We start from the raw sequence: 21,896 nt of genomic DNA on the forward strand, positions 1-21,896 counted from the left end.
GGCAAGCCGGCACCGGCGTTCGCCTGGATCGATAAATCTGCACGTTCAGACAACTGCAAACAGATGGAGAAACATGGATGTCACCGCCAAAAAACATCATGTGCTACGGCGACTCGCTGACCTGGGGCTGGGTTCCGGTCAAGGAAGGTTCGCCGACCTACCGCTACCCCTATGACCAGCGCTGGACGGGCGTGATGGCGGCGGCGCTGGGAGCGGGCTACCATATCATCGAAGAAGGGTTGAGCGCGCGCACGACCTGTCTCGACGATCCCAACGATCCGCGCCTCAATGGCGCCAATTATCTGCCCTCGGCCATCGCGAGCCATCTGCCGCTGGATCTGGTCATCGTCATGCTCGGCACCAATGACACGAAGTCCTATTTTCGCCGGACACCCTACGAGATCGCCAACGGAATGGCGAAACTGGTCGGGCAGATCCTGACAAGCGCCGGCGGCATCGGCACGCCCTATCCGGCTCCGAAAGCGCTGGTCATCGCGCCGCCGCCGCTGACCCCGATGCCGGATCCCTGGTTCGAGGGTATGTTCGGCGGCGGCCACGAAAAGTCCAGGGAGCTGGCCAGGCAGTACAAGGCGATGGCGGATTTCATGAAGATCGACTTCCTGAATGCCGGCGATTTCGTCACCACGGACGGTGTCGACGGCATCCATTTCACCGCTGGCAACAACGCCGATCTCGGCCGCGCGGTCGCCGACAAGGTCAAGTCTATTCTTGAGCCAAGCCGCGCCAGCACCGCCGCCTGAAGTCGCGACGCCCGCCGGCTTGCGCAACAGGCCGGTTCGCAGGCGTGTCGCATTCTTCCTGTATGCCATTGTGGACCCAACGATGAGCCTGGTCCGTAATTCTGCCCAACACGTTCCGTGGCACTTGACCCACTTGCTTTTATGAAGACGAGCTATCCACTCAAGCCGTTCAACAAGCGCACATTCGAGGTTTGCCTGGGCCGATAGTAAGCTTGGGCTCCTCGTCCTTCACGCCGCCTGCACCGCCGCTCCCAACCCTCGAATGATCTTCGCCAGCTCCATGCACTCATTGCGCAAGGTGCTGTTGCGCCGCCAGGCGAAGCAGATCGTGCGCTGCGGCATGGGTTCCTGGAACGGCACGATCTTGAGATCGGGGATAGTGCCGGCAGGTCCCGTGGCCATTTCCGGGATCAGCGTCACGCCGAGCCCGTGCGCCACCATCTGCAAGAGCGTGGTCAGGCTGGTGGCGCCGTAGCTTGCCATCGCCACCGGCCGCACATTGCCGCAGACAGCCAGCGCCTGTTCGCGCAGGCAATGACCCTCCTCTAGCAGCATCAGCCTTTCCAGCGCCGGGCTTTCGGGCGGCACCGGCGGCGAGGCGAAAGCCGGATCGCCTGACGGCACGGCCAGGAAGAACCGGTCGGGGAACAAAGCCTCCGTCACCAGGCCGGGATGGTCGAGCGGAAGCGCGGCGATGAAAGCATCGAGCTTTTGCGACGCGATGTCCTCGACGAGCGAGGCGGTCACCGCCTCGCGCAGTTCGAGCATCAAGTCCGGGAAATGCATTTTCAGCTCGGGCAGCGCACGCGGCAAAAGATAGGGCGCGACGGTCGGAATGATGCCCAGCCGGAAGCGCCCTCCCATGGCAGGGCGGCCACGCCGGGCGATGGTCTCGACCTCGCGTATGTCGGAAAGGATGCGTTCGATGCGCGGCAAAAGGGCTGCCGCCTCGTCGGTCATGCGCACCGATTTGCCGCCGCGTTCGAACAGCCGGCAGTTCAGCCGCTGCTCCATTTCCGCGATCTGCGAGGACAGCGCCGGCTGGCTCACGCCTGCAAGTTTCGCCGCACGCCCGAAATGCAGCGTCTGCGCAAGTGCGTCGAAATAATGCATCTGGCGGACGGTTAGGCCTATCATAAGAAAATCCTATTGAAAGGAACAGGAAAGGCAATTTGTTTTTATCGGCAGGCTGGCCTAGTCTGGAATCATTCCAGGATGGCGGCGCTGGCTGCCCGGAACCCTCGGCAAAATTGGAGTGCAAGATGGACGCGAAAACCGACGACAACAGCGCGGGCAAATGCCCTGTCGCGCATGGACCCGGTGCCAGGACCAACCGTGACTGGTGGCCCAACCAGCTGGACCTCGGCGTTCTCCACCAGCAGTCGAACCTCTCCGACCCGATGGGCGAGGACTTCGACTATGCCAAGGAGTTCGCGAGCCTCGATCTCGACGCGGTGATCAAGGACCTGCACCATGTCATGACGGATTCGCAGGATTGGTGGCCGGCCGACTTCGGCCATTACGGGCCGCTGTTCATCCGCATGGCCTGGCACAGCGCCGGCACCTACCGCATCGGTGACGGCCGCGGCGGCGCCGGCGCCGGCCAGCAGCGTTTCGCACCGCTCAACAGCTGGCCTGACAACGCCAATCTCGACAAGGCGCGCCGCCTGCTGTGGCCGGTCAAGCAGAAATATGGCCGCAAGATTTCCTGGGCCGACCTGCTGATCCTCACCGGCAATGTCGCCCTGGAATCGATGGGCTTCAAGACCTTCGGCTTCGCCGGCGGCCGCGCCGACGTCTGGGAACCCGAGCAGGACGTCGATTGGGGATCGGAAACCAAATGGCTCGACGACGAGCGCTACTCCGGCGACCGCGAGCTTCGCGGCCATCTCGGGGCCGTGCAGATGGGCCTGATCTACGTCAATCCGGAAGGCCCGAACGGCAAGCCTGATCCGCTTGCCTCGGCACGCGACATCAGGGAAACCTTCGGCCGCATGGCGATGAATGACGAGGAGACAGTGGCGCTGATCGCCGGCGGCCACACCTTCGGCAAAACCCACGGCGCCGGCGATGCCTCGCTGGTTGGCGCCGAGCCGGAAGGCGCCGGCATCGAGGCGCAGGGCCTCGGCTGGTCGAGCAAGCACGCGTCGGGCATTGCCGGCGATGCCATCACTTCGGGGCTCGAGGTCACCTGGACCACGACGCCGACCAAATGGAGCAACAACTTCTTCGACAACCTGTTCAATTACGAATGGGAATTGACGAAAAGCCCGGCCGGCGCCCATCAGTGGACGCCTAAGGGCGGCGCAGGTGCCGGCACGGTGCCGGACGCGCATGATCCCTCCAAGCGCCGCGCGCCGGCCATGCTGACCACCGATCTCGCGCTGCGGGTCGACCCGGCTTACGAGAAGATCTCGCGGCGGTTCCACCAGAATCCGGATCAGTTCGCCGATGCCTTCGCCCGCGCCTGGTTCAAGCTCACCCATCGCGATATGGGCCCGGTCGTTCGCTACCTTGGCCCGCTCGTGCCGAAGGAGGAGCTGATCTGGCAGGATCCGATCCCGGCCGTCGACCATGAACTGGTCAGCGAACAGGATATCGCATCGCTGAAGGCCAAGATCCTGGCCTCGGGCCTGTCAGTTTCCGAACTGGTCTCGACCGCCTGGGCTTCGGCCTCGACGTTCAGGGGTTCCGACAAGCGCGGCGGCGCCAATGGCGCCCGTATCCGGCTGGCGCCGCAGAAGGACTGGGACGTCAACCAGCCTGCTGAATTGGCCAAGGTGCTTGCCACGCTCGAATCCATCCAGAAGGCGTTCAACGCGGCACAGACCGGCGGGAAAAAGATCTCGCTGGCCGATCTGATCGTGCTCGGCGGCGTCGCCGCGGTCGAGAAGGCGGCAAAGGATGGCGGCAACGAGGTGAAGGTGCCGTTCACGCCGGGCCGCATGGATGCCTCGCAGGAACAGACCGACGTCGCCTCCTTTGCCGCGCTTGAGCCGAAAGTCGACGGCTTCCGCAACTATGTCCGGGGGCCGCAGCCGATGTCGATCGAGGCGATGCTGGTCGACCGGGCACAGTTGCTGACGCTGACCGCGCCGGAGATGACGGTGCTGGTCGGCGGCCTGCGGGTGCTCGGCGCCAATACCGGCAAGTCCAGGCACGGCGTGTTCACCGACAGGCCGGGCACGCTGACGAACGACTTCTTCGTCAACCTGCTCAGCATGAACACGGTCTGGGATCCGGCCGCCGGTTCGGATGAGATCTACGAAGCGCGCGACCGCAAGACCAAGGCGGTCAGGTGGACCGGCACCCGCGCCGACCTTATCTTCGGCTCGCATGCGCAGCTGCGTGCGCTGTCTGAGGTGTACGGGTCCGCGGATGCCGGGCAGAAATTCGCCAGGGATTTCGTCGCGGCGTGGACCAAGGTGATGAACGCCGACCGGTTCGACATCGCTGCCTGATCCGAGCAAGGACTTCTCGACCCAAGAAAAAGGCGCGGGGCTTGGCCCCGCGCCTTTTTCTTGTCCAGGCTTCCGAAGTCAGTCCTTTTCGAAGACGCGCGCCTTGGCGACGACGCCGGCAACGGCGCCGCCGATCAGCGGCGCGACGATGAACAGCCAGAGCTGGCTGATCGCGGCGCCGCCCGAGAACAGCGCCGGGCCAATGGAACGGGCCGGATTGACCGATGTGCCGGTCACCGGGATCATGGCGAAGTGGATACCCGCCAGCGTCAGGCCGATGACCAGTCCAGCGAAGGCCGTCGCATGCCTTTCCGCGGTAACGCCGAGGATCACGGTGACGAAGGTGAAGGTGCCGATCAACTCCCACAGGAACGCGGAAGAGACGCCCCATTTCGTCTCGTCCCAGCCATTGGCGCCGAAGCCGCCAGTGTGTCCCCCGGCCTGGCCGGAGACGATGATCCACAGCGCCAGCGATGCCAGGATGGCGCCAATGATCTGTGCGATCCAGTAGGGGATGACGTCCTTGGCCGGCAACCGGCCGGCAAGGAACACGCCGAGTGTTACAGCCGGGTTGAGATGCGCGCCCGAAATGGGGCCGATCGCGTAAGCGGCCGCGATAAGGCCGATGCCGAAGGCCAGCCCGATGCCTTCTTGTCCCAGCGGCAGCGCGCCGCCGAAGCCGCCCGTCACCACCGACCCGGTGCCGATGAACACCAACAGGAATGTGCCTAGAACTTCCGCCAGATAAGTCTTCATTGCCCTCTCCTCGTGACGATCCGCCGGTCCACGCTTTCCGCGCCGCGAATCATGGCGGCAAGAGTATTCCCAACCGAAAAACTTGGAAAGCTGAGTTGTCGCATCCCTACCGTGCTTGCAGCCGCCAGTTAATAACATTAGAGAGCTTGCATTTATTGACGATCTGCTGTTGACCGCGCCGGAAGATTTATTGATCGAGCGGTTTTCGCCGATCCCAACAGGCGGCCTGTCGTCGCGAGCCGGGGCGGGGTTCAATCTCACCGTGAAAGGCTCTAAGAGCAGGCTGAGATGATGCGCGCGATTTGGTGGACTGAAGAATGCGACTAGGCGGACGGCTGGCTGCGGCCATCGAAGTGCTGGAAGACATTGGCCGGCGTCATCGGCCGGTGGCCGATGCGCTGAAGGACTGGGGTCTGTCGCACCGCTTTGCCGGCGGCGGCGATCGCGCGGCGATCGGCAACATCGTCTATGATGCGCTGCGCCGCAAGCGCTCGGCAGGCTGGCTGCTGGGCGAGGACACGCCGCGCGCCATCGGCTTCGGCGCCCTGCTGCTCGAATGGGGCCAGACCGCGCGCTCGCTTAACGAAGCGCTCGACGGCGACAAGTTCGCGCCGCCGCTGCTGACGCCCGCGGAACTCCAGGCAACCGAAGAGCGGCGGCTTGCCGACGCCTCGCCCGCGGTGCGCGCCGACATACCGGATTGGTGCGAGCCGCTTCTGCAACGCGCCTTTGGCGAGGCCTGGGTCGAGGAGGGCGCGGCGCTCGCCACCCGCCCGCCGCTCGACATCCGCGTCAACACTTTGCAGGCCGATCGGGCCAAAGTGCTGGCGGAACTTGCCGGAACCGGCGCCAAGCCAGCCCAAATCGCGCCCCAAGGCATTCGCATACCGCCGATCGACGGCGACGGCCGGCATCCCAACGTGCAGGCCGAGCCGGCTTTCCAGAAGGGCTGGTTCGAAGTCCAGGACGAGGGATCGCAAATCGCCGCCGCTCTTGCCGGCGCCGAGCCTGGAATGCAGGTGCTCGATTTCTGCGCCGGCGCCGGCGGCAAGACGCTGGCGCTGTCGGCGGCGATGGGCAATACGGGTCAGGTCTTCGCCCATGATGCCGAGAAGGCGCGCCTGGCGCCGATCTTCGACCGCATCCGCCGCTCGGAAAACCGCAACGTGCAGATCGTCACCAAGCCGGCGGAATTGTCGCCGCTCACTGGCCATATGGACCTCGTCCTGGTCGACGCGCCTTGCACCGGCAGCGGCACCTGGCGGCGGCGCCCGGATGCCAAATGGCGGCTGACGCGAAGGCAGCTCGACGCCCGCAAGGGCGAGCAGATGGCGATCCTCGATGCCGCAAGCAGCTTCGTCAAGCCGGGTGGCCTGCTAGTCTACGTCACCTGTTCGGTGTTCGACGAGGAGAATGGCGACCAGGTCGCAGCGTTTTGCCAGCGCAATGGCGGTTTTGCCCCGGTCGACCATCGCCGGCTCTGGGACAGCCGTTTTCCCGGCCATGAAACGGCGATGCGGCTCGGCGCGCTGGGCGGTATCTGCCTGTCGCCGGGACTGAGCGGCACCGACGGTTTCTACATCTGCGCGCTGCGTAGGGCTTCCTGAATGGAGCGGAAAGCGAAGCCGTCCTGCGCGCCCTCGAGACCAAATTGCTGCAGTGCAGCATTGGATGATTGCTTGCCGCTCACGCCTCTGCAATAAGCTTTTCCGGCAAAGGTGAAAGCAGCGACGGCCATGGCAGCAAAGATCGTACCCGCTCCGGACTATGAGGACCGCGTCAGGGCGTCCTTCGCGCGCCAGCAGGCAATGGCGACCATCGGCGCCGAATTGACGCTGGTGACGCCCGGCATCATCGAAATCGAGATGCCCTATTCGGCCGCACTCACCCAGCAGCACGGTTTCCTGCATGCCGGCGTCATCTCGACCGCGCTGGACTCGGCCTGCGGCTATGCGGCCTTCTCGCTGATGCCGGAGAATTCCGGGGTGCTGACCATCGAGTTCAAGGTCAATCTGCTGGCGCCGGGCAGGGGCGAGCGCTTCCTGTTCCGCGGCTCAGTGACCAAGCCCGGCCGCACCATCATCGTCGCCGACGGCCAGGCCTATGCCTTCGCCGCCGACGGCGAAGCCAAGTTGATCGCCACCATGACCGGCACCATGATGACGATGGTGGGCCGCGACGGGATTGCTGGGTGAGTGGCCGGTTCGCCGCAGGCGAATTCATCGTGCCAGTGGCACGATGAAAGGCCACGAACGCCGGGAGCTGCCGCAGGCAGCGGGTCCCGGCGAGCAGGCGGTGAAGACTGCAGGACAGGGAGGAGTAAATCATCATGACCGACAAAGTGTCGCGCCTGTCCGGCAAGGGTGTCCTTTTCGTCATGGCTGCGCAGGCCGAATACGGGCCGCATCTACAGCGGCTGTTCACCCCGCTGATGACCGGTGTCGGCCCGGTCGAGGCAGCCGTCCGGCTTGGCGCCGAATTGTCCTGGCTGAAGTCGCAAAAGGCGCTGCCGGACCTCGTCGTGTCGCTCGGCTCGGCCGGCAGCCGGACCTTGGAGCAGACGGAAATCTATCAGGCCGTCTCGGTCAGCTATCGCGACATCGACGCCTCGCCGCTCGGCTTCGAGAAGGGCGCGACGCCATTTCTCGATTTGCCGGCTACGGTGCCGCTGCCGTTGCGCATCCCGGGCATAAAGGAGGCGACGCTGTCGACCGGCGGCGCAATCATCACCGGCGCGGCCTTTGACGCCATCGCGGCCGACATGGTCGACATGGAGACCTTCGCCTGCCTGCGCGCCTGCCAGCTGTTCGAGGTGCCCCTGATTGGGCTGCGCGGCATTTCCGACGGCGCGGCTGATCTCAGGCATGTCGGCGACTGGACCGAATATCTGCACGTCATCGACGAAAAGCTGGCGGATGCCGTCATGCGCCTCGAACAGGCTATCGGCGCGGGCTTGCTTTGGACGGGTTCTCCTGGTGACGTGGCGGGACCGGTCTGAAAGTCGGGCTCGCAACCCATTGCGCCGACTCGTTTCTTTCTCTAAACGCTCGCCATGAAAACAGCCAATCAACCCGACACCGTCCTGATTGTCGATTTCGGCAGCCAGTTCACCCAGCTCATTGCCCGTCGCATCCGCGAAGCCGGCGTGTTTTCCGAGATCGTGCCGTTCCAGTCGGCCGAGGCGGCATTCAAGCGCATCAATCCAAAAGCCGTGATCCTGTCCGGCGGTCCGGCCTCGACCACGGATATCGGCAGTCCGCGGGCGCCGCAGATCGTCTTCGAGGCCGGCGTGCCGGTGCTCGGCATCTGCTATGGCCAGATGGCCATGTGCGTGCAGATGGGCGGCGTTGCCGAAAGCTCCAACCATCGCGAATTCGGCCGCGCCTTCGTCGAGATCGAGAAGGAAAGTCCGCTGTTCGAGGGCCTGTGGGCGATCGGCCAGCGCCATCAGGTGTGGATGAGCCATGGCGACCGCGTCATCTCCTTGCCCAAGGGGTTCGAGGTGTTCGGCAAGTCGGAAGGTTCGCCCTTCGCCATCTTCGGCAATGTCGAGCGCAAGATGTATGGCATCATGTTCCATCCGGAAGTGGTGCATACGCCCGACGGCGCCCGGCTGCTCAGGAATTTCGTCCACAACATCGCCGGCATCGAGGGCGACTGGACGATGCGTGCCTACCGCGAGCACGCGGTCGAGGCGATCCGCAAGCAGGTCGGCAAGGGCAAGGTCATCTGCGCGCTCTCCGGCGGGGTCGACTCCTCGGTCGCCGCGCTGCTCATCCACGAGGCCGTCGGTGACCAGCTCACTTGCATTCTCGTCGACCATGGCCTGATGCGTAAAGACGAGGCCGCCGGCGTCGTTTCGATGTTCCGCGAACACTACAATTTGCCACTCATTCTGGTGAACGCGTCGGATCGCTTCATCGGTGCGCTCGAAGGCGAGGCGGATCCCGAGAAGAAACGCAAGACCATTGGCCGCCTGTTCATCGAGGTGTTCGAGGAAGAGGCCAAGAAACTCGGTGGCGCCGATTTCCTGGCGCAAGGCACGCTCTATCCCGACGTCATCGAAAGCGTCTCCTTCACCGGCGGCCCGTCGGTGACGATCAAGTCGCACCACAATGTCGGCGGCCTGCCCGAGCGCATGAACATGAAGCTGGTCGAGCCGCTGCGCGAACTGTTCAAGGACGAGGTCCGCGCGCTCGGCAAGGAACTCGGCCTGCCCGAGAGTTTCATCGGCCGCCACCCGTTCCCGGGCCCGGGCCTTGCCATACGCTGCCCCGGCGGCATCACGCGCGAGAAGCTGGAGATCCTGCGCGAGGCCGACGCCATCTATCTCGACGAGATCCGCAAGGCGGGGCTGTACGACGCCATCTGGCAGGCCTTCGCCGTGCTCTTGCCGGTGCAGACGGTTGGCGTCATGGGCGACGGCCGCACCTACGAATTCGTCTGCGCGCTGCGCGCCGTCACCTCGGTCGATGGCATGACGGCAGATTTCTATCACTACGACATGGCCTTCCTGGGCGCCGCCGCCACCCGCATCATCAACGAAGTCCGCGGCATCAACCGCGTGGTCTATGATGTGACGTCGAAGCCGCCGGGGACAATCGAGTGGGAATGAGGGATAAAAACGGCGGCAATAGCGTAGTTTCGGCGGTGGTTTTCGCCTCCGCTTAATTGCCGCTCCCGCCCGTCTTTCACTTCCATTGAATTCGCCTACTCCATTTCTTGCCTACAGGATCGATCTGCGCCCGCTTCAGGATGGTGTAAAGCCGTTCCATTGGCGGGAGTGCTCTGGCGTAGAATAGCGTACACAATGGCGGGTCTGTTCGAGCCCCATTGTCGTCGGTCAGGAGTGTGCACGGCGATCCCGAAACCGGCCGTTCCGTATGCGGCCTGAGAAGCGGTACACTCACGTTTCAGCTTGGACTTGCAGCTATTCCCGCTTGCACCATTGTACGTCGGTTTGTGACAGAAGCCGATGTTCCCGCATTTACCCCCCATCCTTTCCCTATTCTAGTTTTGACGGTCGAGCGCAGCAGAAGCCGATCCGGTCGACGGGTTCGCCAGGATGGCGCCCGTAATGATGCGAAAGAGATGATCGGCCCGCGGCGCGAATGAGGGTTGGTCGACCGCCCAGCCGAGCGCCGTCATCAGGGCGAACAGGTCATCCCCATTCATGTCGGGCCGCGCCGCGCCTTCGGCCTGTGCGCGGAGCAGCAGTCGCGCGCTCGCCGAGTGCACCGCTGCGCATGAAGCGTAAAGAGCGGAGTTCGGATTCGTGTGGGCGGCGGCCATCATGGCGACGACGCCCCTATAGCTTTGGGCGAACGCCAACCACTCCTGGAACCAGGAGATGAGCGCTTCGTCAGGCGAATCCGAGGTTTCGAGTTCATCTGCCCTCTGAGTCAGTGCGTCCAGATTCGTACACAGCAGCGCCTCGAACAGGGCTTCTCGCGTCGGGAAATGACGAAGCAGCGTGGCTAACCCGACCTCGGCCCGACGGGCGATATCGCGCATGGACGCATTGATACCGTGCTCGGCGACGACGTCACGCGCGACCGCGAGGATATGGCTGTAATTTTTTTTTGCGTCGGCTCGCATGAGATGCCTTGATAAGCGGATCAGTGATCCGTATATGTGGATCGATGATCCGGTTATTAAGCGGATCGGTGAACCACTAAATAGAGTTCGTCTGCACAAATGGCAACAAAGGCGCTGCCCGCCCCGCAAGGAAAATGAACATGAGCACTATCAGCATCATCGGGTCAGGCGGTATGACCGCAGCGATCGGCGACCTTGCCGCCAAGGCCGGACACACCGTCGAGGTGATGAGCCGCGACGGTGCCAAGTCGCGGGCGCTGGCCGAGCAGGTCGGAGCCGGCGCGACGACCGGAACGTTTGGCGCCGCTCCGGTCGGGGACATTGTCATCCTGGCGGTTCCCTATTCGGCCGTTCTCGACGTGGTGAAGCAGTACGGCGAAAAGCTGGCAGGCAAGCTCATTGTCGACATCACCAACCCCATCAAATCCGACTTCACGGGTTTCTTGACTCCTGAAGACAGTTTCGGCGCGCAGGAGATCGCCAAGGTTGCTCCTGCCAATGCCACTATCGTCAAGGCGTTCAACACCCAGAACGCCCGGGTCTTGGCTGCCGGTCCAATCGGGGGCCATCCATTGGACGTGTTCATCGCCGGGGACGACTCTCAAGCGAAGGCGCGCGTCTCGGCGTTCATCGACAGCCTCGGACTACGTCCGATGGATACCGGGCGGCTGATTATGGCCCGAACGCTGGAGCACGCCTGCATGCTGTGGCTGGGCCTCATGACCCACTCCGTCAAACACACCAACTTCTCAATCCGCGTCAGCCTCCTCGGCTGAGCCCGCGGCACCACGTCTCGCATCACATTACCCAAGGAGCAGCAGCATGCGCGTTTTCGTTACTGGCGGGACCGGCCATATCGGTTCGTATGTCATCCCCGAGCTCATCGCGGCCGGACATGAGGTCATTGGCCTGGCCCGGTCGGACACGTCCGCGACTGCGGTATCGGCACTCGGCGCCAAGGTACGTCGCGGGGATATCACCGACCTCGATGGGCTCAAGGTCGCGGCGGCGGAGTCCGACGGCGTCATCCACGTCGCGCACCGGCAAGACCTGCTGCCCTCCGGCGGGATCGACGCCGTGGCAGCCGCGGAGCTCCAGATCATGCTCGCCTACGGCGAGGCGCTGGCGGGGACCGGAAAGCCGCTCGTCGTCTCAGGGAGCATCGGCTCGCCGGGGTGGGAAGGCCTGGGCCGGCCAGCCACCGAGGAAGATCCGGCTCTTCCCGGCGGCGAAGCATACAAGGGCACCCTGCGGGTTCGCAACGCCGTGGAACTCGCCGTGATCGGCTTAGCGGGACGGGGCGTGCGGTCTTCGGTCGTCCGAATTCCTCCCATCGCGCACAGCACGACCGATGCCGGCTTCCTCCAGCTGCTGATCGGTCTCGCGAAGGAGAAGGGCGTAATCGGTTACCCCGGAGACGGCGCGAACCTCTGGCCGGCTGTGCATGCCCGCGACCTGGCCTCCCTGTTCCGCCTGGCGCTGGAGAAGGGGCCGGCTGGCAAATATTGGCACGGGATTGAGGGCGAGGGCATCCGGTTCCGCGAGATCGCTGAGGCCGTTGGCAGCCGTATGGGCATGCCTGCTGTGCCCATCCCTGCGGACGTACTGATGTTGCCGGGCTTCTTCGGCTTTCTCGCGAACTTGGTCACGCTGGACCTTCCGGCGTCCAACGCCATCACCCGCCAGACGCTCGGCTGGGAGCCAGCTCAGCCGGGCCTGCTCGAGGACCTCGACAACGGCCATTACTTCCCGGCGGATCGTATCGCGATCCCGTGATCCGTCCACCCAACTCACAAGGAGACAACACATGAGCACTATCAGCATCATCGGCTCAGGAGCCATGGCCGCCGCGATCGCGGGCCGTGCCGCCAAGGCCGGACATACCGTCGAGGTTGTCAGCCGCGACCCCGCCAAGGCGCGGGTGCTCGTCGACCAACTTGGAGTCGGAGCGACCACCGGGACATACGGCGCCGCCCCCGCGGGCGACATCGTCATCCTCGCCGTGCCGTACAGCGGTGCCGCGGCGGCGGTAGCCGACTTTGGGAAAGCGCTCGATGGCAAGGTGATCGTCGACATCGCCAACCCGGTTGCCCCCGACCTCTCGGGCCTCGTCACGCCCCACGGCAGTTCCGGCGCGCAGGAGACCGCAAAGGGCCTCCCCGCCGGCGCGCATGTTGTGAAGGCATTCAACACGATCTTTGGTCACGTGCTTGCGAAGGGCGGACGCCTCGACGCGTTCATCGCAGCCGACGATGCGGAGGCGAAAGCGCGCGTCTCGACGTTTCTCGAAAGTCTCGGGCTGCGTCCGCTCGACGTGGGCGGCTTGCACATGGCCCAGACGCTGGAGGCGCTCGGTTTGATGATGATTGGCCTCGCCAAAAACGGCGCCGGCACCTGGGACTTCGCCATGAACGTCGATATCGGCTAAATCACCGACATCAGCCCTCCGCTGCACTACAGCCAAGAAATCGATCATGATCACTCCCTTCCAGATTCCCTATGATGCGGACCAGGCCGCTGACCTTCGTAGCCGCCTCGCACGGACGCGTTGGGCCGACGCGGTAACTGACGACTGGACCATGGGAACCGAGCGCGGCGTCCTCAACCAGTTCATCGATTTCTGGCGTGACGGCTATGACTGGGCGCAGCGACGAGACCGGCTTAACCAGCTTCCCCATTTCCGGACGACGGTCGACGGCCATGGCATACACTTTCTGCATTTTCGCAGCGGCCAAAGGGGATCGATCCCGCTACTGCTGATGAACGGCTGGCCGTCAAGCTTCGTGGAGTTTCAGCGTATAGCACCGCTGCTTACCCAGGGAACGCCGGCATTCGATGTCGTGATCCCCACCATGCCCGGCTTCGGCTACTCGGACAGGCCAACCCGGCCCTACGAGGCGGAGCCCAGCGACCTTTATCCGAAGCTAATGACGATGCTGGGCTATGGGCGGTTCGTCGTGGCTGGGACTGACATCGGCTCCGGCCTTGCCACGCGAATGGCGCTTCGGCATCCGGCGCGTTTGCTGGCTCTCCATGTCTCGGCGGTCGCGCCGAAGCCGATTCCAGAAGATGCGTCGCCCCTGTCGAAAGCCGAGATCGACTATGACGAGCGCCTCCAACTGTGGAGCCGGGAGGAAGGGGGCTATCAGGCGATCCAGAGCTCGAGGCCACAAACGCTCGCCTTTGGGCTTGCCGACAGTCCTGTTGGCCTAGCCTCGTGGATTGTCGAGAAATTCCGGGCCTGGACGGACTGCGATGGCGACGTCTTCTCTGTCTGGCCCCTCGAAGCCTTGATTGACACCCTGATGATCTACTGGATGACCAACACGATCGGGTCGTCTGTCCGCTACTATTACGATGCCGCCCGGCTGCGGCCGCCGTTGCGGGCAGATGACTTCGTGCATGTTCCCACCGCCGTCGCGATGTGGCCATATGATCTGGCGCTCGCGCCGCGCGAGCGGGCCGAGCGGCTCTACAATGTGCGGAGTTACACCGTCTTTCCGCGTGGCGGGCATTTTCCGGCCTGGGAAACGCCGGAACTCTACGCCGACGATTTGCGAAAGATCGCGCTCGCCGCGATCTGAACGAACAAGCGTGTTCCGCTTCACCCACGAGCGGGCACGGCTCGTGGAGATTGCCCGCCAGCGGCGTGCCGAGCAGGCGGCTGGCCAAGCTCGAAGAACAGCGGGTGGAATATCTCGATCGCAAGCTCGCGCAGCCAGAGCAGCGTGATCGACTACGGACGTTTCTGATGACGCTTCCCGCTGACTCCATCTCCGAGGAAGCGTTCGGGCGAAGAAGGAAGGTTACCGCTAGAGCCATTCACGGTCCACGATCTTCGGCATACGGGATCAGTGTTTTGGTACATCTGCCCCAGACGATTTTTCCATCTCGAAGCGAGCTAGCAAGTCACTATCGTCGCCAATTGCCGGCTTGATGCTGCCTTGGCAGCCCGCTTCCAAGTTCGCGTTTCCGGCTCCTTTGGAAGCGTTCCGTGCACGAATTGCAGGCCCCTCCGGCCGTTCGCATCGCGATGGACGTGAGGGCATTGTTTCTGATCACCAGATTGGCGCTTCGCGCATTGTCTCGGGCACGACCGGTTCGAACCCTCCGATAGATCTCCGTGCCTGACATATCGCCGCGTCCGGCTGCCATGCAGCCGTATTTTCGGCGATTGCTTGCCTGTGGTCGATCACTCGGCATGGGGTTCATCGATATCTCTATTCCCACAATGAATTTGCGAGCGAAGGAAAGAGAACGAAAATAAACGAAACAAACGGATATGGGGAGGCGCATGGACGCGCAGACTAATCCAGAAAGCAGGCAGTGGATCCAGGCGGTCCGTGCCGACAGTCTTCCTGTCGACGATGCGACGCGCATCGAGCACCAGGGGGTATGTATCGCCATCTTTAATCTTGCCGGCAAGTTCTACGCCACTTCAGGCATTTGCACGCACGCCCACGCCTTCCTTTCGGAAGGCTATATCGACGGCCAGACGGTGGAGTGTCCTTTGCATCAGGGACTGTTCCACATCCCCACCGGCACACCGCTTTCACCGCCCGTCACCGAGCGGCTGAAGACCTACGAAACCAAGGTGTCGGACGGCTACGTCCACATCCTGGTGGAAGGAGGAGTGACTTGAACTTGTCGGGATATATCCCGGGCTGAAACCAAAATATGGGAGGAGACCTAAAATGCTGAAATTATCACGTCGCCATCTGCTGAAGACAGCCGCGGCGCTTTCCGTTCTCGCTGCTGCACCGCTGACGACAGTTCCGGCCTTCGCCGAAGACTCCGTCCACGCCGTTCTCAATGGCCTGATCAAGAAATACTCCGACGAAGCCAAGGCGGGCATATCGAATGCCGACGTCAGTGCGCTGTTCGAAAAGGACGGTTTCCGGGACTATCTCGACGTCTATCCGGTCGGGGACCTCGCCGGCGGATTCGTCTGGAAGCCGGGCATGGGCGCCAGCTTCGTCGGCCCTTACAGCAAGCTGCAGATCAAGGCGCCTTTCACGGATTATCTGCCGTTGCCTGAAGGTCCGGTGCTCGACGCCAGCAAGAAATATCGCATCGGCCTGGTCTTCCATGGCTTCAACCATCCCTGGCTGATCAGCCTCGCCGACACCGCCGCCTGGGAAGCCAAGCGCCATCCGAATATCGAACTGGAGGTGATCGACGCCGAGTTCGACGACAACAAGATGGGCCAGGTGATCGATACGTGGATCGCTAAGCAATATGATGGCATCGTGCTGTGGCCGAACCGTGAAGCGCCGATGGGCCCGCCCGTGGACCGTGCCATAGCCGCCTTGGCGCCGGTATTGTTTCCAGGACCGAGTACCTTCCCGGACGATCGTTTGACGGCGCTTTCGATCTCGGATCACAAGCCGTTCACGCAATCCTTCGCGGCGTGTCTGAAGGTTCGCCAAACGCTACGTCCGATAGAGGCTTTCATGCAACTGGTCAGGGATCATTAGACTGACCGCCGTACTTCCGCCCTTTTAGGGCGTTGCCCAGCAACCAAGTGCCTTTTCGCGCCGCCGCATGGCATTGCTGCCGGCGCAATCGGTCAGTCCGCAGCCCAAAGCTCTACGACCAATTGCGGCCGCCGCATGGCGCACGCTTGGCCGCTCCCCGCTCTTCGAACGGCGCCCATACGCCGTCATCCCACGCCAGCCTTCGCGACCTTGTGGTCTTCAAATATTCGGTCGCGCGCTGCTCGAAGAAGTTAGCGCGCGACCAGTTCTCGGCGTCGATCACGCGGTCGTAGATCGATTACTGCTCCTTCTTGAACAAATCCTGGAAGATGAGATGGCCCCAAGCGCGGCCGCGTGCGTGCACCAGCGCGCCACCCTCGTCGAGTTTTCCCAGCTTGACGGGTGCGAACCCGAGTTGTTTGGCCAAGGCCGCCACGGGAGCGGTCGTGTCCTCGTCGTCGCTCGACAGGAAAACCACGCGGTGGCCGCCCTCGACGATCGGATCCGCAGCCAGGGTGGCCGCAGCCAGGTGATTGAACCCTTTGACGAGCTTGGCGCCGGTGAACGCCTTCGCGACGAAGGCCGAGGACGGGAGACCGTCCAGCTCTTCGGGGAGAACTCCAAAAGTGTTCATCGCGTCGATGACCGTCTTGCCTTCCCAGTTTGGCAGGGCCTTCGCGACCTCGCGATGCTCCCAGAACGGGACCGCCAAGATGATTGTGTCGGCCTCGAGCGCATCCCGCAGCGACTTGGCGATGACCGTGGGTCCAATCGCCCGAGCCTGCGACGCCAATGCCTCGGGCGGCCGGCGGCTCGCGACGGCCACCTTGATGTTCTTACGGGCGAAGGCCTGGGCGAGGGCCTGGCCTATCTTGCCGAATCCTACAATTGCATAGCTCATAATACTTCTCCGATCCGTGTTGATGTCGATTCCCGGCCCTCAACGGCGCTGGTTAGTTGAATGGAGTGCCGGCCGGGCGTGGCGCGTCAGAGTTGCGCAAGGCCACCGTCGACGGCGACCTCGCTGGCGGTCATGAAGCTGCTGTCCGACGACGCGAGAAAGGCGGCGACGGCGCCGATCTCCGCCGGATCGGCCATTCGCTGGAGCGGCGTCATCGCGGCGAAGACCTTCTGGCCCTCCTCGCCCAGCGCTTCCTTCGCGAGTTCGGTGGCGGTCGCCCCGGGCGATAGCACGTTGACCCGGATGCCGGTGCCCTTCAGGTCCTCTGCCCAGGTCCGCGCGAGGTTGCGCACTGCCGCCTTGCTCGCGCTGTAGGCGCTCATTGCCGCGGCGCCCGTGGTGCCGGCGCTCGATCCGGTCAGGATTATCGAACCGCCCTGGCCCATCAGCGGCAGCGCCTTCTGGACAGTGAAGATGGTACCCTTCACATTGGTGTCGAAGGTTTGGTCGATGTGCTCGGCGGTGATCTCGCCGAGCGCAAGCTGGCTTCCCGCCCCGGCATTGGCGAAGACGATGTCGAGGGTTCCGCGCTCGGCCTTCACCGTCGCGTAGAGTCGGTCGAGGTCGGCCTCATCCGAGACCGAGCCCGTCACCGCGCGGGCATTGGGCCCGAGCTCGGCCAGAGCCGCGTCGAGCGTTTCCTGCCGGCGGCCGAAGATGAAGACGAAGGCGCCCTCCTCGATGAAGCGCTTTGCCGCGGCGCGGCCGATGCCGGTAGCGCCGCCCGTGATGACTGCAACCTTACCGTTTAGCTTTCCCATGACTTTTCCTTCCAGGCTCTGCCTTTGATCATTCGGGAAGAACCCCGAGAGCCTGGAAATAAGTCTGCAGGGGTCAGGCTTTGAGTGCGGATGTGCGCACATCGGTGGTGCAAAATCGATCCGGTCGGGCGACTGCCGCCAGCCGCGACGAATCGGTGTCCGTCGTTCGGAATTGGGCCGCGCTCGTCGACATAAGCTATGATAACCGCCCACACTGCTGTACGACTGCGTTGGATACGGGCTTTGGAAAGCGCACCGCGCGGTGCGGGATCGCGCCATGATCGACTGGGATGATGTTCGCTATTTTCTGGCCGTGGCGCGCGGAGGCTCGGTGCGGGCTGCCGGCGAGCGCCTCAGTGTGAACCACTCGACCGTGCTACGACGCGTCGCACAGCTCGAGGAACGCCTCGGGGCGCAAATGTTCGAAAAGCTGCCTTCGGGCTACCGCCTGACGGCTGCGGGCGAGGAGGTGCTCGAGCTCGCGAACCAGATGGAAGCGTCGTCGCACCAGTTGGAGACACGCGTCTTCGGGCGCGACCAGAGCGTGCGCGGGCTTCTGCGGGTGACATTGGCTCCGACCCTCGCGACACACCTGCTCATGCCGGATTTCGCCGAGTTCGCGCGCCTGCATCCGGACATCGAGATGGAAATCTTGTCGTCCGGGGAGCTGGCAAATCTGACCAACCGAGAGGCCGACGTGGCGATCCGCGTCGTCTATGACCGCAAAACCCTGCCGCTCAATCTTCACGGCCTGAAGGGGCCGGAGTTGTTCGGCGGCGTCTATATGGCCCGCGATCGACTGGCCGCCTGGCATGTGGCCGCGCCTGATCCCATCCGGTGGATCGTCATAAGCATTCATGGAATTCCGGACTGGGCCCGCGAGGGCGAGGTTCGCACCACGGGGGTTCCATTCAGGACCACGGACGCCGAGGCGCAGATCGTTGCTGTACGGCAAGGGCTCGGGATCACGACACTGCCGTGCTTCGTCGGAGATGCCGACCCCCTGCTGGTGAGGGTGCCGGGCACCGACCTGCACATGTACGGAACGCTCTGGCTTCTCACGCAGGGGGAGACACGCAAGACGAAGCGCGTGCGGCTCTTCACGGAATTCGTATCCCGCAGGCTCGCCGCGTACGCTCCGCTTCTCGCGGGACTGTCCATATCGCGCGACTGACACTTGGCGGTTTGACGGCCTGCCTTGCCGACGGCTTATGATCGCCGCTTTCCGGCTATCATTGGCGCCGTCTCAAGTGGAAAATGCTTCGATGGAAACTGTCCGATTTCCCAAGCTCACGACACCAAGGCTCGTGCTTCGGGCGCCGAGAAAACGGGATATCCCGGCATGGTTTGCGCGCGCGACGGATGTCGAATCCGCCTCTCTTGCCGGCGATCCTGTTCCCGACGACATAAGCGCGGGCGAGCGATGGTTCGCCCGTTCGCGTCAGCGTTTCGCTGACGGTACGGCGATCCAGTGGTCCATAGATCAAGTAGGAGTTTCGGAAGCGATCGGGACAATAACCCTGTCCTTCGGCGCAACCGACGCCAAGGCAGCCGCATTGGGATTTGTGCTCGCGCGTGCGCATTGGGGGCACGGACTGGGCAGCGAGGCGGCGCGCGAAGTTCTCCGCTACGCTTTCGAAACTCTGGCGCTTGAACGGGTGACGGGCGAAGCGGCGGCGCGCAATTTTGCCTCGGTGCGGATATTTGCGAAGCTTGGATTCAAACCTGTCGAAAGCTTCATCGACGAGTCCGACGGCGAGCGTTGCGAGCGCTTTACGCTCGACCGAGACATCGGGCCGTCACTGTTGGCAAGCAACGCCATGCCGGACTGCTAGGGCTCTGAGCCATGGCAAATAGCGTTGCTCCGGCGAGTCGATACTGACCTGCGCTTGCGCGCCTCTCTCGACAAGACCAACGGCTGGAAGCGATCGAGCGCAGCCAGGTTCAGTTGGTGCTGGTTGTGGCTGTGAACCCGCACTGCTTCTGTTCCATATCGATCTGCTTCGTGATGCGGACGGCGTTCTGTGCGTAGGCTTCCGTCACGGAGCCACTATTCACGGTCTTGTCCTTTAGCGGACTCACGCCTGCGCAGAGGTGGAAAACATGCGGCTCGGTGGACTTCGCGGCTCCGTTTTCGGGCGCGATCCAGTAGACGACGTCCTGACCTGCGGGGTGGCTCGCGTCTCGCGTCGCCGCCGCCACCGCGGCGGTGTCCGTGGCGATCGCCTGCGCCTGAGCGGCGACGTCGGGCGAACAGGCAGTGGTGGGCTGCCCCGACTTGATCTGGGCTGCGCATGCGTTCATATCCTGGGTGTATTGTTCGACCGACGGGGGTTTGAAGCTGATCCCCATGACCGTCGCGAGCACGGCCAGCGCAGCGCCGACGCCGCCGGCAACCTTCTTGGTCCGCGGGTCCATGTTTTTGTCGGTGAGGATGAGGAAAACCAGCGGGAGAAAGGCAATCAGCGTGATGATTGCGCCGAGCTGGTTTTGGAAGAAGAACCTGGCCGTGTCGGATGCACGGGCCGGATCATGCCTGTTCGCCGCCTTCCACAGCAAGTTGCCGGCGATTGCGAAAATCGCGATGCCGACCAGAAGGCCGATGATCAGCGGCAGGTGTGCCTGATCGAATTTGTTCTGGCGAAGCAGCATAATCCCGTAGATTTCGCCGCCAATGGCGACGATCCACGAGAGTGCGGCGAAAAGACGAAGACGCGTGGCGGAGGACTTCTGGCCCTGCGTCGCTTGCCAATCCTTGGTAACGTCTGACTTGTTGTCGGTCATTGACCAGATCCCCTGATATCGACACTTAGGCGGGCGGCGTTAGCAGCGTCATTGAACGAGCATTACTTGCCTTAGCGATGCGGGCAAAATGTGAGCGCCACGGCAGGCTTAATCCTCATACATATTGCGCATGAGTGAATCCGTCCATACTCATTGAGGCAGACGCCTATGCAGCGATGGCTCCGTTAATCTCTGGCCCGAACTGACGACACCAGCCGAAAATCGAAATTGCCATTGCCATCTCCGTGGTTCCTTCCTCGGCGGCTTTCGCACACCCTGCGGCGCCCGAACATTCGCTTCTCGCACTGTGGGGTTATGATAGCCTGGGCGACCGAAAGATCGAATACGACGCGAATTCCACAATGACGATGACCACGACACCAACTGCGGTATTGCGTGGCATGGAGCTCAGCATCCCTCGCGAGAATGCACCCGGCAGACTATGTCCGAGCGATCACCAGGGAGGCGTGGCGTCGATGCTCGCCGCGCTCGCCCGATGAACCGTTGGCAACTTGCTCATGGACGGTATCTCGATCTTGGTGCGAGATCGTCACTGATGGGGATCTTGAACGTTACGCCGGACAGTTTTTCCGACGGTGGAGAATTCGATCGGCCGGAGCGGGCACTCGAACAGGCACGGCGTATGATCGGCGAGGGCGCGGCGATCATTGATGTCGGGGGCGAGTCCACCAGGCCCGGCGCCGGCAGCGTTTCGGCGCTTGAGGAACAATCGCGTATCCTCCCGATCATCGAGGCGCTGTCGTCGGACGGCGACTGCATCGTTTCGGTTGACACCTATCGGGCCGAGACGGCGCGTCTCGCGGTCGCGGCGGGTGCACATATCGTCAACGACGTACACGGCCTGCAGCGCGAACCCGACATTGCGCACGTCGCAGCGGAAGCCGGCGCTGGCCTCGTCATCATGCACACCGGGCGCGACCGGGAAAAATTGGCCGATGTAATCGCCGACCAGTTCCTGTTTCTGAACAGATCGCTGGAGATCGCTCGCAACGCCGGCATTCCGGACGACTGCATCGTGCTGGACCCAGGCTTCGCTTTCGCCAAGAGCGGAGAGGAGAACCTTGAACTCATGGCTCGCTTCGGCGAACTGCGCGCTCTTGGTTTTCCATGGCTCGTCGGCACCTCGCGCAAGCGGCTTGCCCATCACCTGGTCGGCGACAGCGACGAAGGGCGGGACGTTGGCACAGCTGCAACCAGCGTCATCCTGCGGTTGAAGGGTGCTTCGATTTTTCGTGTGCACAATGTCGGGATCAATCGCGATGCCCTGGCTTTCGCCGACGCAGTGCGCGAGCGCGAGAATACGGCGGAATGAAAGA

At 63.2% G+C, this 21,896-nt stretch carries 22 protein-coding genes; 15 read left to right on the plus strand and 7 right to left on the minus strand.

The genetic code is table 11. From position 1 onward, the window contains the following. Positions 1-77 precede the first annotated feature (77 nt). Positions 78-761 (plus strand): SGNH/GDSL hydrolase family protein, encoded by a 684-nt coding sequence (locus FJ428_RS00105; RefSeq protein ID WP_140623944.1) that lies wholly within the window; start codon positions 78-80, stop codon positions 759-761. Positions 762-989: 228 nt separating this feature from the next. Here the strand turns inward: FJ428_RS00105 and FJ428_RS00110 are convergent, their stop codons facing one another. Next, positions 990-1,898, minus strand: coding sequence for a hydrogen peroxide-inducible genes activator (locus tag FJ428_RS00110; RefSeq protein ID WP_140623942.1), 909 nt, complete (start codon positions 1,896-1,898; stop codon positions 990-992). Positions 1,899-2,023: 125 nt separating this feature from the next. On the opposite strand from FJ428_RS00110, the gene katG reads away from it, so the two are divergent. Beyond that, a complete protein-coding gene (gene katG / locus FJ428_RS00115) occupies positions 2,024-4,222 on the plus strand; it encodes a catalase/peroxidase HPI (protein ID WP_140581174.1) in 2,199 nt (732 codons plus the stop codon). Positions 4,223-4,300: 78 nt separating this feature from the next. Here katG and FJ428_RS00120 read toward each other — a convergent pair whose 3' ends face one another. Beyond that, positions 4,301-4,978 (minus strand): MIP family channel protein, encoded by a 678-nt coding sequence (locus FJ428_RS00120; RefSeq protein ID WP_140623940.1) that lies wholly within the window; start codon positions 4,976-4,978, stop codon positions 4,301-4,303. Positions 4,979-5,295: 317 nt separating this feature from the next. Between FJ428_RS00120 and FJ428_RS00125 the strand changes: the two genes are divergently transcribed. Continuing rightward, complete coding sequence (locus tag FJ428_RS00125) at positions 5,296-6,585, plus strand: RsmB/NOP family class I SAM-dependent RNA methyltransferase (RefSeq protein ID WP_140878718.1); 1,290 nt, start codon at positions 5,296-5,298, stop codon at positions 6,583-6,585. Here the strand turns inward: FJ428_RS00125 and FJ428_RS30475 are convergent. Beyond that, the gene (locus FJ428_RS30475; protein WP_210242242.1) at positions 6,555-6,716 is read right to left on the minus strand and encodes a hypothetical protein; all 162 of its coding nucleotides are present in this window, start codon (positions 6,714-6,716) and stop codon (positions 6,555-6,557) included. The two genes, FJ428_RS00125 and FJ428_RS30475, sit on opposite strands and share 31 nt — an antisense overlap. Between FJ428_RS30475 and FJ428_RS00130 the strand changes: the two genes are divergently transcribed. The 3 genes from FJ428_RS00130 (at position 6,715) to guaA (ending at position 9,593) form a co-directional block, all read left to right on the plus strand. Then, positions 6,715-7,173 carry a PaaI family thioesterase gene (locus FJ428_RS00130; protein ID WP_027146613.1) on the plus strand — a complete coding sequence of 153 codons (459 nt, stop codon included), beginning with the start codon at positions 6,715-6,717 and terminating at the stop codon, positions 7,171-7,173. The two genes, FJ428_RS30475 and FJ428_RS00130, sit on opposite strands and share 2 nt — an antisense overlap. Before the next feature lie 134 nt (positions 7,174-7,307). After that, positions 7,308-7,976: a 5'-methylthioadenosine/S-adenosylhomocysteine nucleosidase gene (locus tag FJ428_RS00135; RefSeq protein ID WP_140878719.1), complete on the plus strand. Its 669-nt coding sequence runs from the start codon at positions 7,308-7,310 to the stop codon at positions 7,974-7,976. A 54-nt stretch (positions 7,977-8,030) separates the two neighbouring features. Then, positions 8,031-9,593: a glutamine-hydrolyzing GMP synthase gene (gene guaA / locus FJ428_RS00140; RefSeq protein ID WP_140498335.1), complete on the plus strand. Its 1,563-nt coding sequence runs from the start codon at positions 8,031-8,033 to the stop codon at positions 9,591-9,593. Between the two features lie 395 nt (positions 9,594-9,988). On the opposite strand, the gene FJ428_RS00145 is transcribed toward guaA, so the two are convergent. After that, positions 9,989-10,576, minus strand: coding sequence for a TetR/AcrR family transcriptional regulator (locus FJ428_RS00145; RefSeq protein ID WP_140498277.1), 588 nt, complete (start codon positions 10,574-10,576; stop codon positions 9,989-9,991). A 140-nt stretch (positions 10,577-10,716) separates the two neighbouring features. Between FJ428_RS00145 and FJ428_RS00150 the strand changes: the two genes are divergently transcribed. The 6 genes from FJ428_RS00150 (at position 10,717) to FJ428_RS00175 (ending at position 16,053) form a co-directional block, all read left to right on the plus strand. Continuing rightward, complete coding sequence (locus tag FJ428_RS00150; RefSeq protein WP_140560459.1) at positions 10,717-11,352, plus strand: NADPH-dependent F420 reductase; 636 nt, start codon at positions 10,717-10,719, stop codon at positions 11,350-11,352. A 46-nt stretch (positions 11,353-11,398) separates the two neighbouring features. Continuing rightward, positions 11,399-12,352: an SDR family oxidoreductase gene (locus FJ428_RS00155; protein ID WP_140878720.1), complete on the plus strand. Its 954-nt coding sequence runs from the start codon at positions 11,399-11,401 to the stop codon at positions 12,350-12,352. Positions 12,353-12,383: 31 nt separating this feature from the next. After that, on the plus strand, positions 12,384-13,004 hold the full coding sequence (locus tag FJ428_RS00160) for an NAD(P)-binding domain-containing protein (protein WP_140557388.1): 621 nt from the start codon (positions 12,384-12,386) through the stop codon (positions 13,002-13,004). Between the two features lie 46 nt (positions 13,005-13,050). Then, positions 13,051-14,160 (plus strand): epoxide hydrolase family protein, encoded by a 1,110-nt coding sequence (locus FJ428_RS00165; RefSeq protein ID WP_140878721.1) that lies wholly within the window; start codon positions 13,051-13,053, stop codon positions 14,158-14,160. Positions 14,161-14,870: 710 nt separating this feature from the next. Beyond that, complete coding sequence (locus FJ428_RS00170; RefSeq protein WP_181167172.1) at positions 14,871-15,218, plus strand: non-heme iron oxygenase ferredoxin subunit; 348 nt, start codon at positions 14,871-14,873, stop codon at positions 15,216-15,218. A gap of 52 nt (positions 15,219-15,270) precedes the next feature. Further along, positions 15,271-16,053: a sugar ABC transporter substrate-binding protein gene (locus FJ428_RS00175; protein WP_140656731.1), complete on the plus strand. Its 783-nt coding sequence runs from the start codon at positions 15,271-15,273 to the stop codon at positions 16,051-16,053. A 298-nt stretch (positions 16,054-16,351) separates the two neighbouring features. Here FJ428_RS00175 and FJ428_RS00180 read toward each other — a convergent pair whose 3' ends face one another. Together FJ428_RS00180 and FJ428_RS00185 are read right to left on the minus strand one after the other, a co-directional pair. Further along, a complete protein-coding gene (locus tag FJ428_RS00180) occupies positions 16,352-16,957 on the minus strand; it encodes an NADPH-dependent F420 reductase (protein WP_281405844.1) in 606 nt (201 codons plus the stop codon). Between the two features lie 83 nt (positions 16,958-17,040). Continuing rightward, on the minus strand, positions 17,041-17,775 hold the full coding sequence (locus FJ428_RS00185; RefSeq protein WP_140665669.1) for an SDR family oxidoreductase: 735 nt from the start codon (positions 17,773-17,775) through the stop codon (positions 17,041-17,043). Between the two features lie 277 nt (positions 17,776-18,052). Between FJ428_RS00185 and FJ428_RS00190 the strand changes: the two genes are divergently transcribed. Both FJ428_RS00190 and FJ428_RS00195 read left to right on the plus strand, forming a co-directional pair. Further along, complete coding sequence (locus FJ428_RS00190) at positions 18,053-18,949, plus strand: LysR family transcriptional regulator (RefSeq protein ID WP_140878723.1); 897 nt, start codon at positions 18,053-18,055, stop codon at positions 18,947-18,949. Positions 18,950-18,986: 37 nt separating this feature from the next. Next, positions 18,987-19,610, plus strand: a complete 624-nt coding sequence (locus FJ428_RS00195; RefSeq protein WP_224519072.1) for a GNAT family N-acetyltransferase — start codon at positions 18,987-18,989, stop codon at positions 19,608-19,610. Positions 19,611-19,719: 109 nt separating this feature from the next. Here FJ428_RS00195 and FJ428_RS00200 read toward each other — a convergent pair whose 3' ends face one another. Continuing rightward, positions 19,720-20,559, minus strand: a complete 840-nt coding sequence (locus FJ428_RS00200) for a hypothetical protein (RefSeq protein ID WP_140515124.1) — start codon at positions 20,557-20,559, stop codon at positions 19,720-19,722. Between the two features lie 556 nt (positions 20,560-21,115). Between FJ428_RS00200 and folP the strand changes: the two genes are divergently transcribed. Further along, positions 21,116-21,892 (plus strand): dihydropteroate synthase, encoded by a 777-nt coding sequence (gene folP / locus FJ428_RS00205; protein WP_246671017.1) that lies wholly within the window; start codon positions 21,116-21,118, stop codon positions 21,890-21,892. Positions 21,893-21,896 lie beyond the last annotated feature (4 nt).

It is taken from the genome of Mesorhizobium sp. B2-8-1 (assembly GCF_006440955.1).
In the GTDB taxonomy this organism is placed as follows: Bacteria; Pseudomonadota; Alphaproteobacteria; order Rhizobiales; family Rhizobiaceae; genus Mesorhizobium.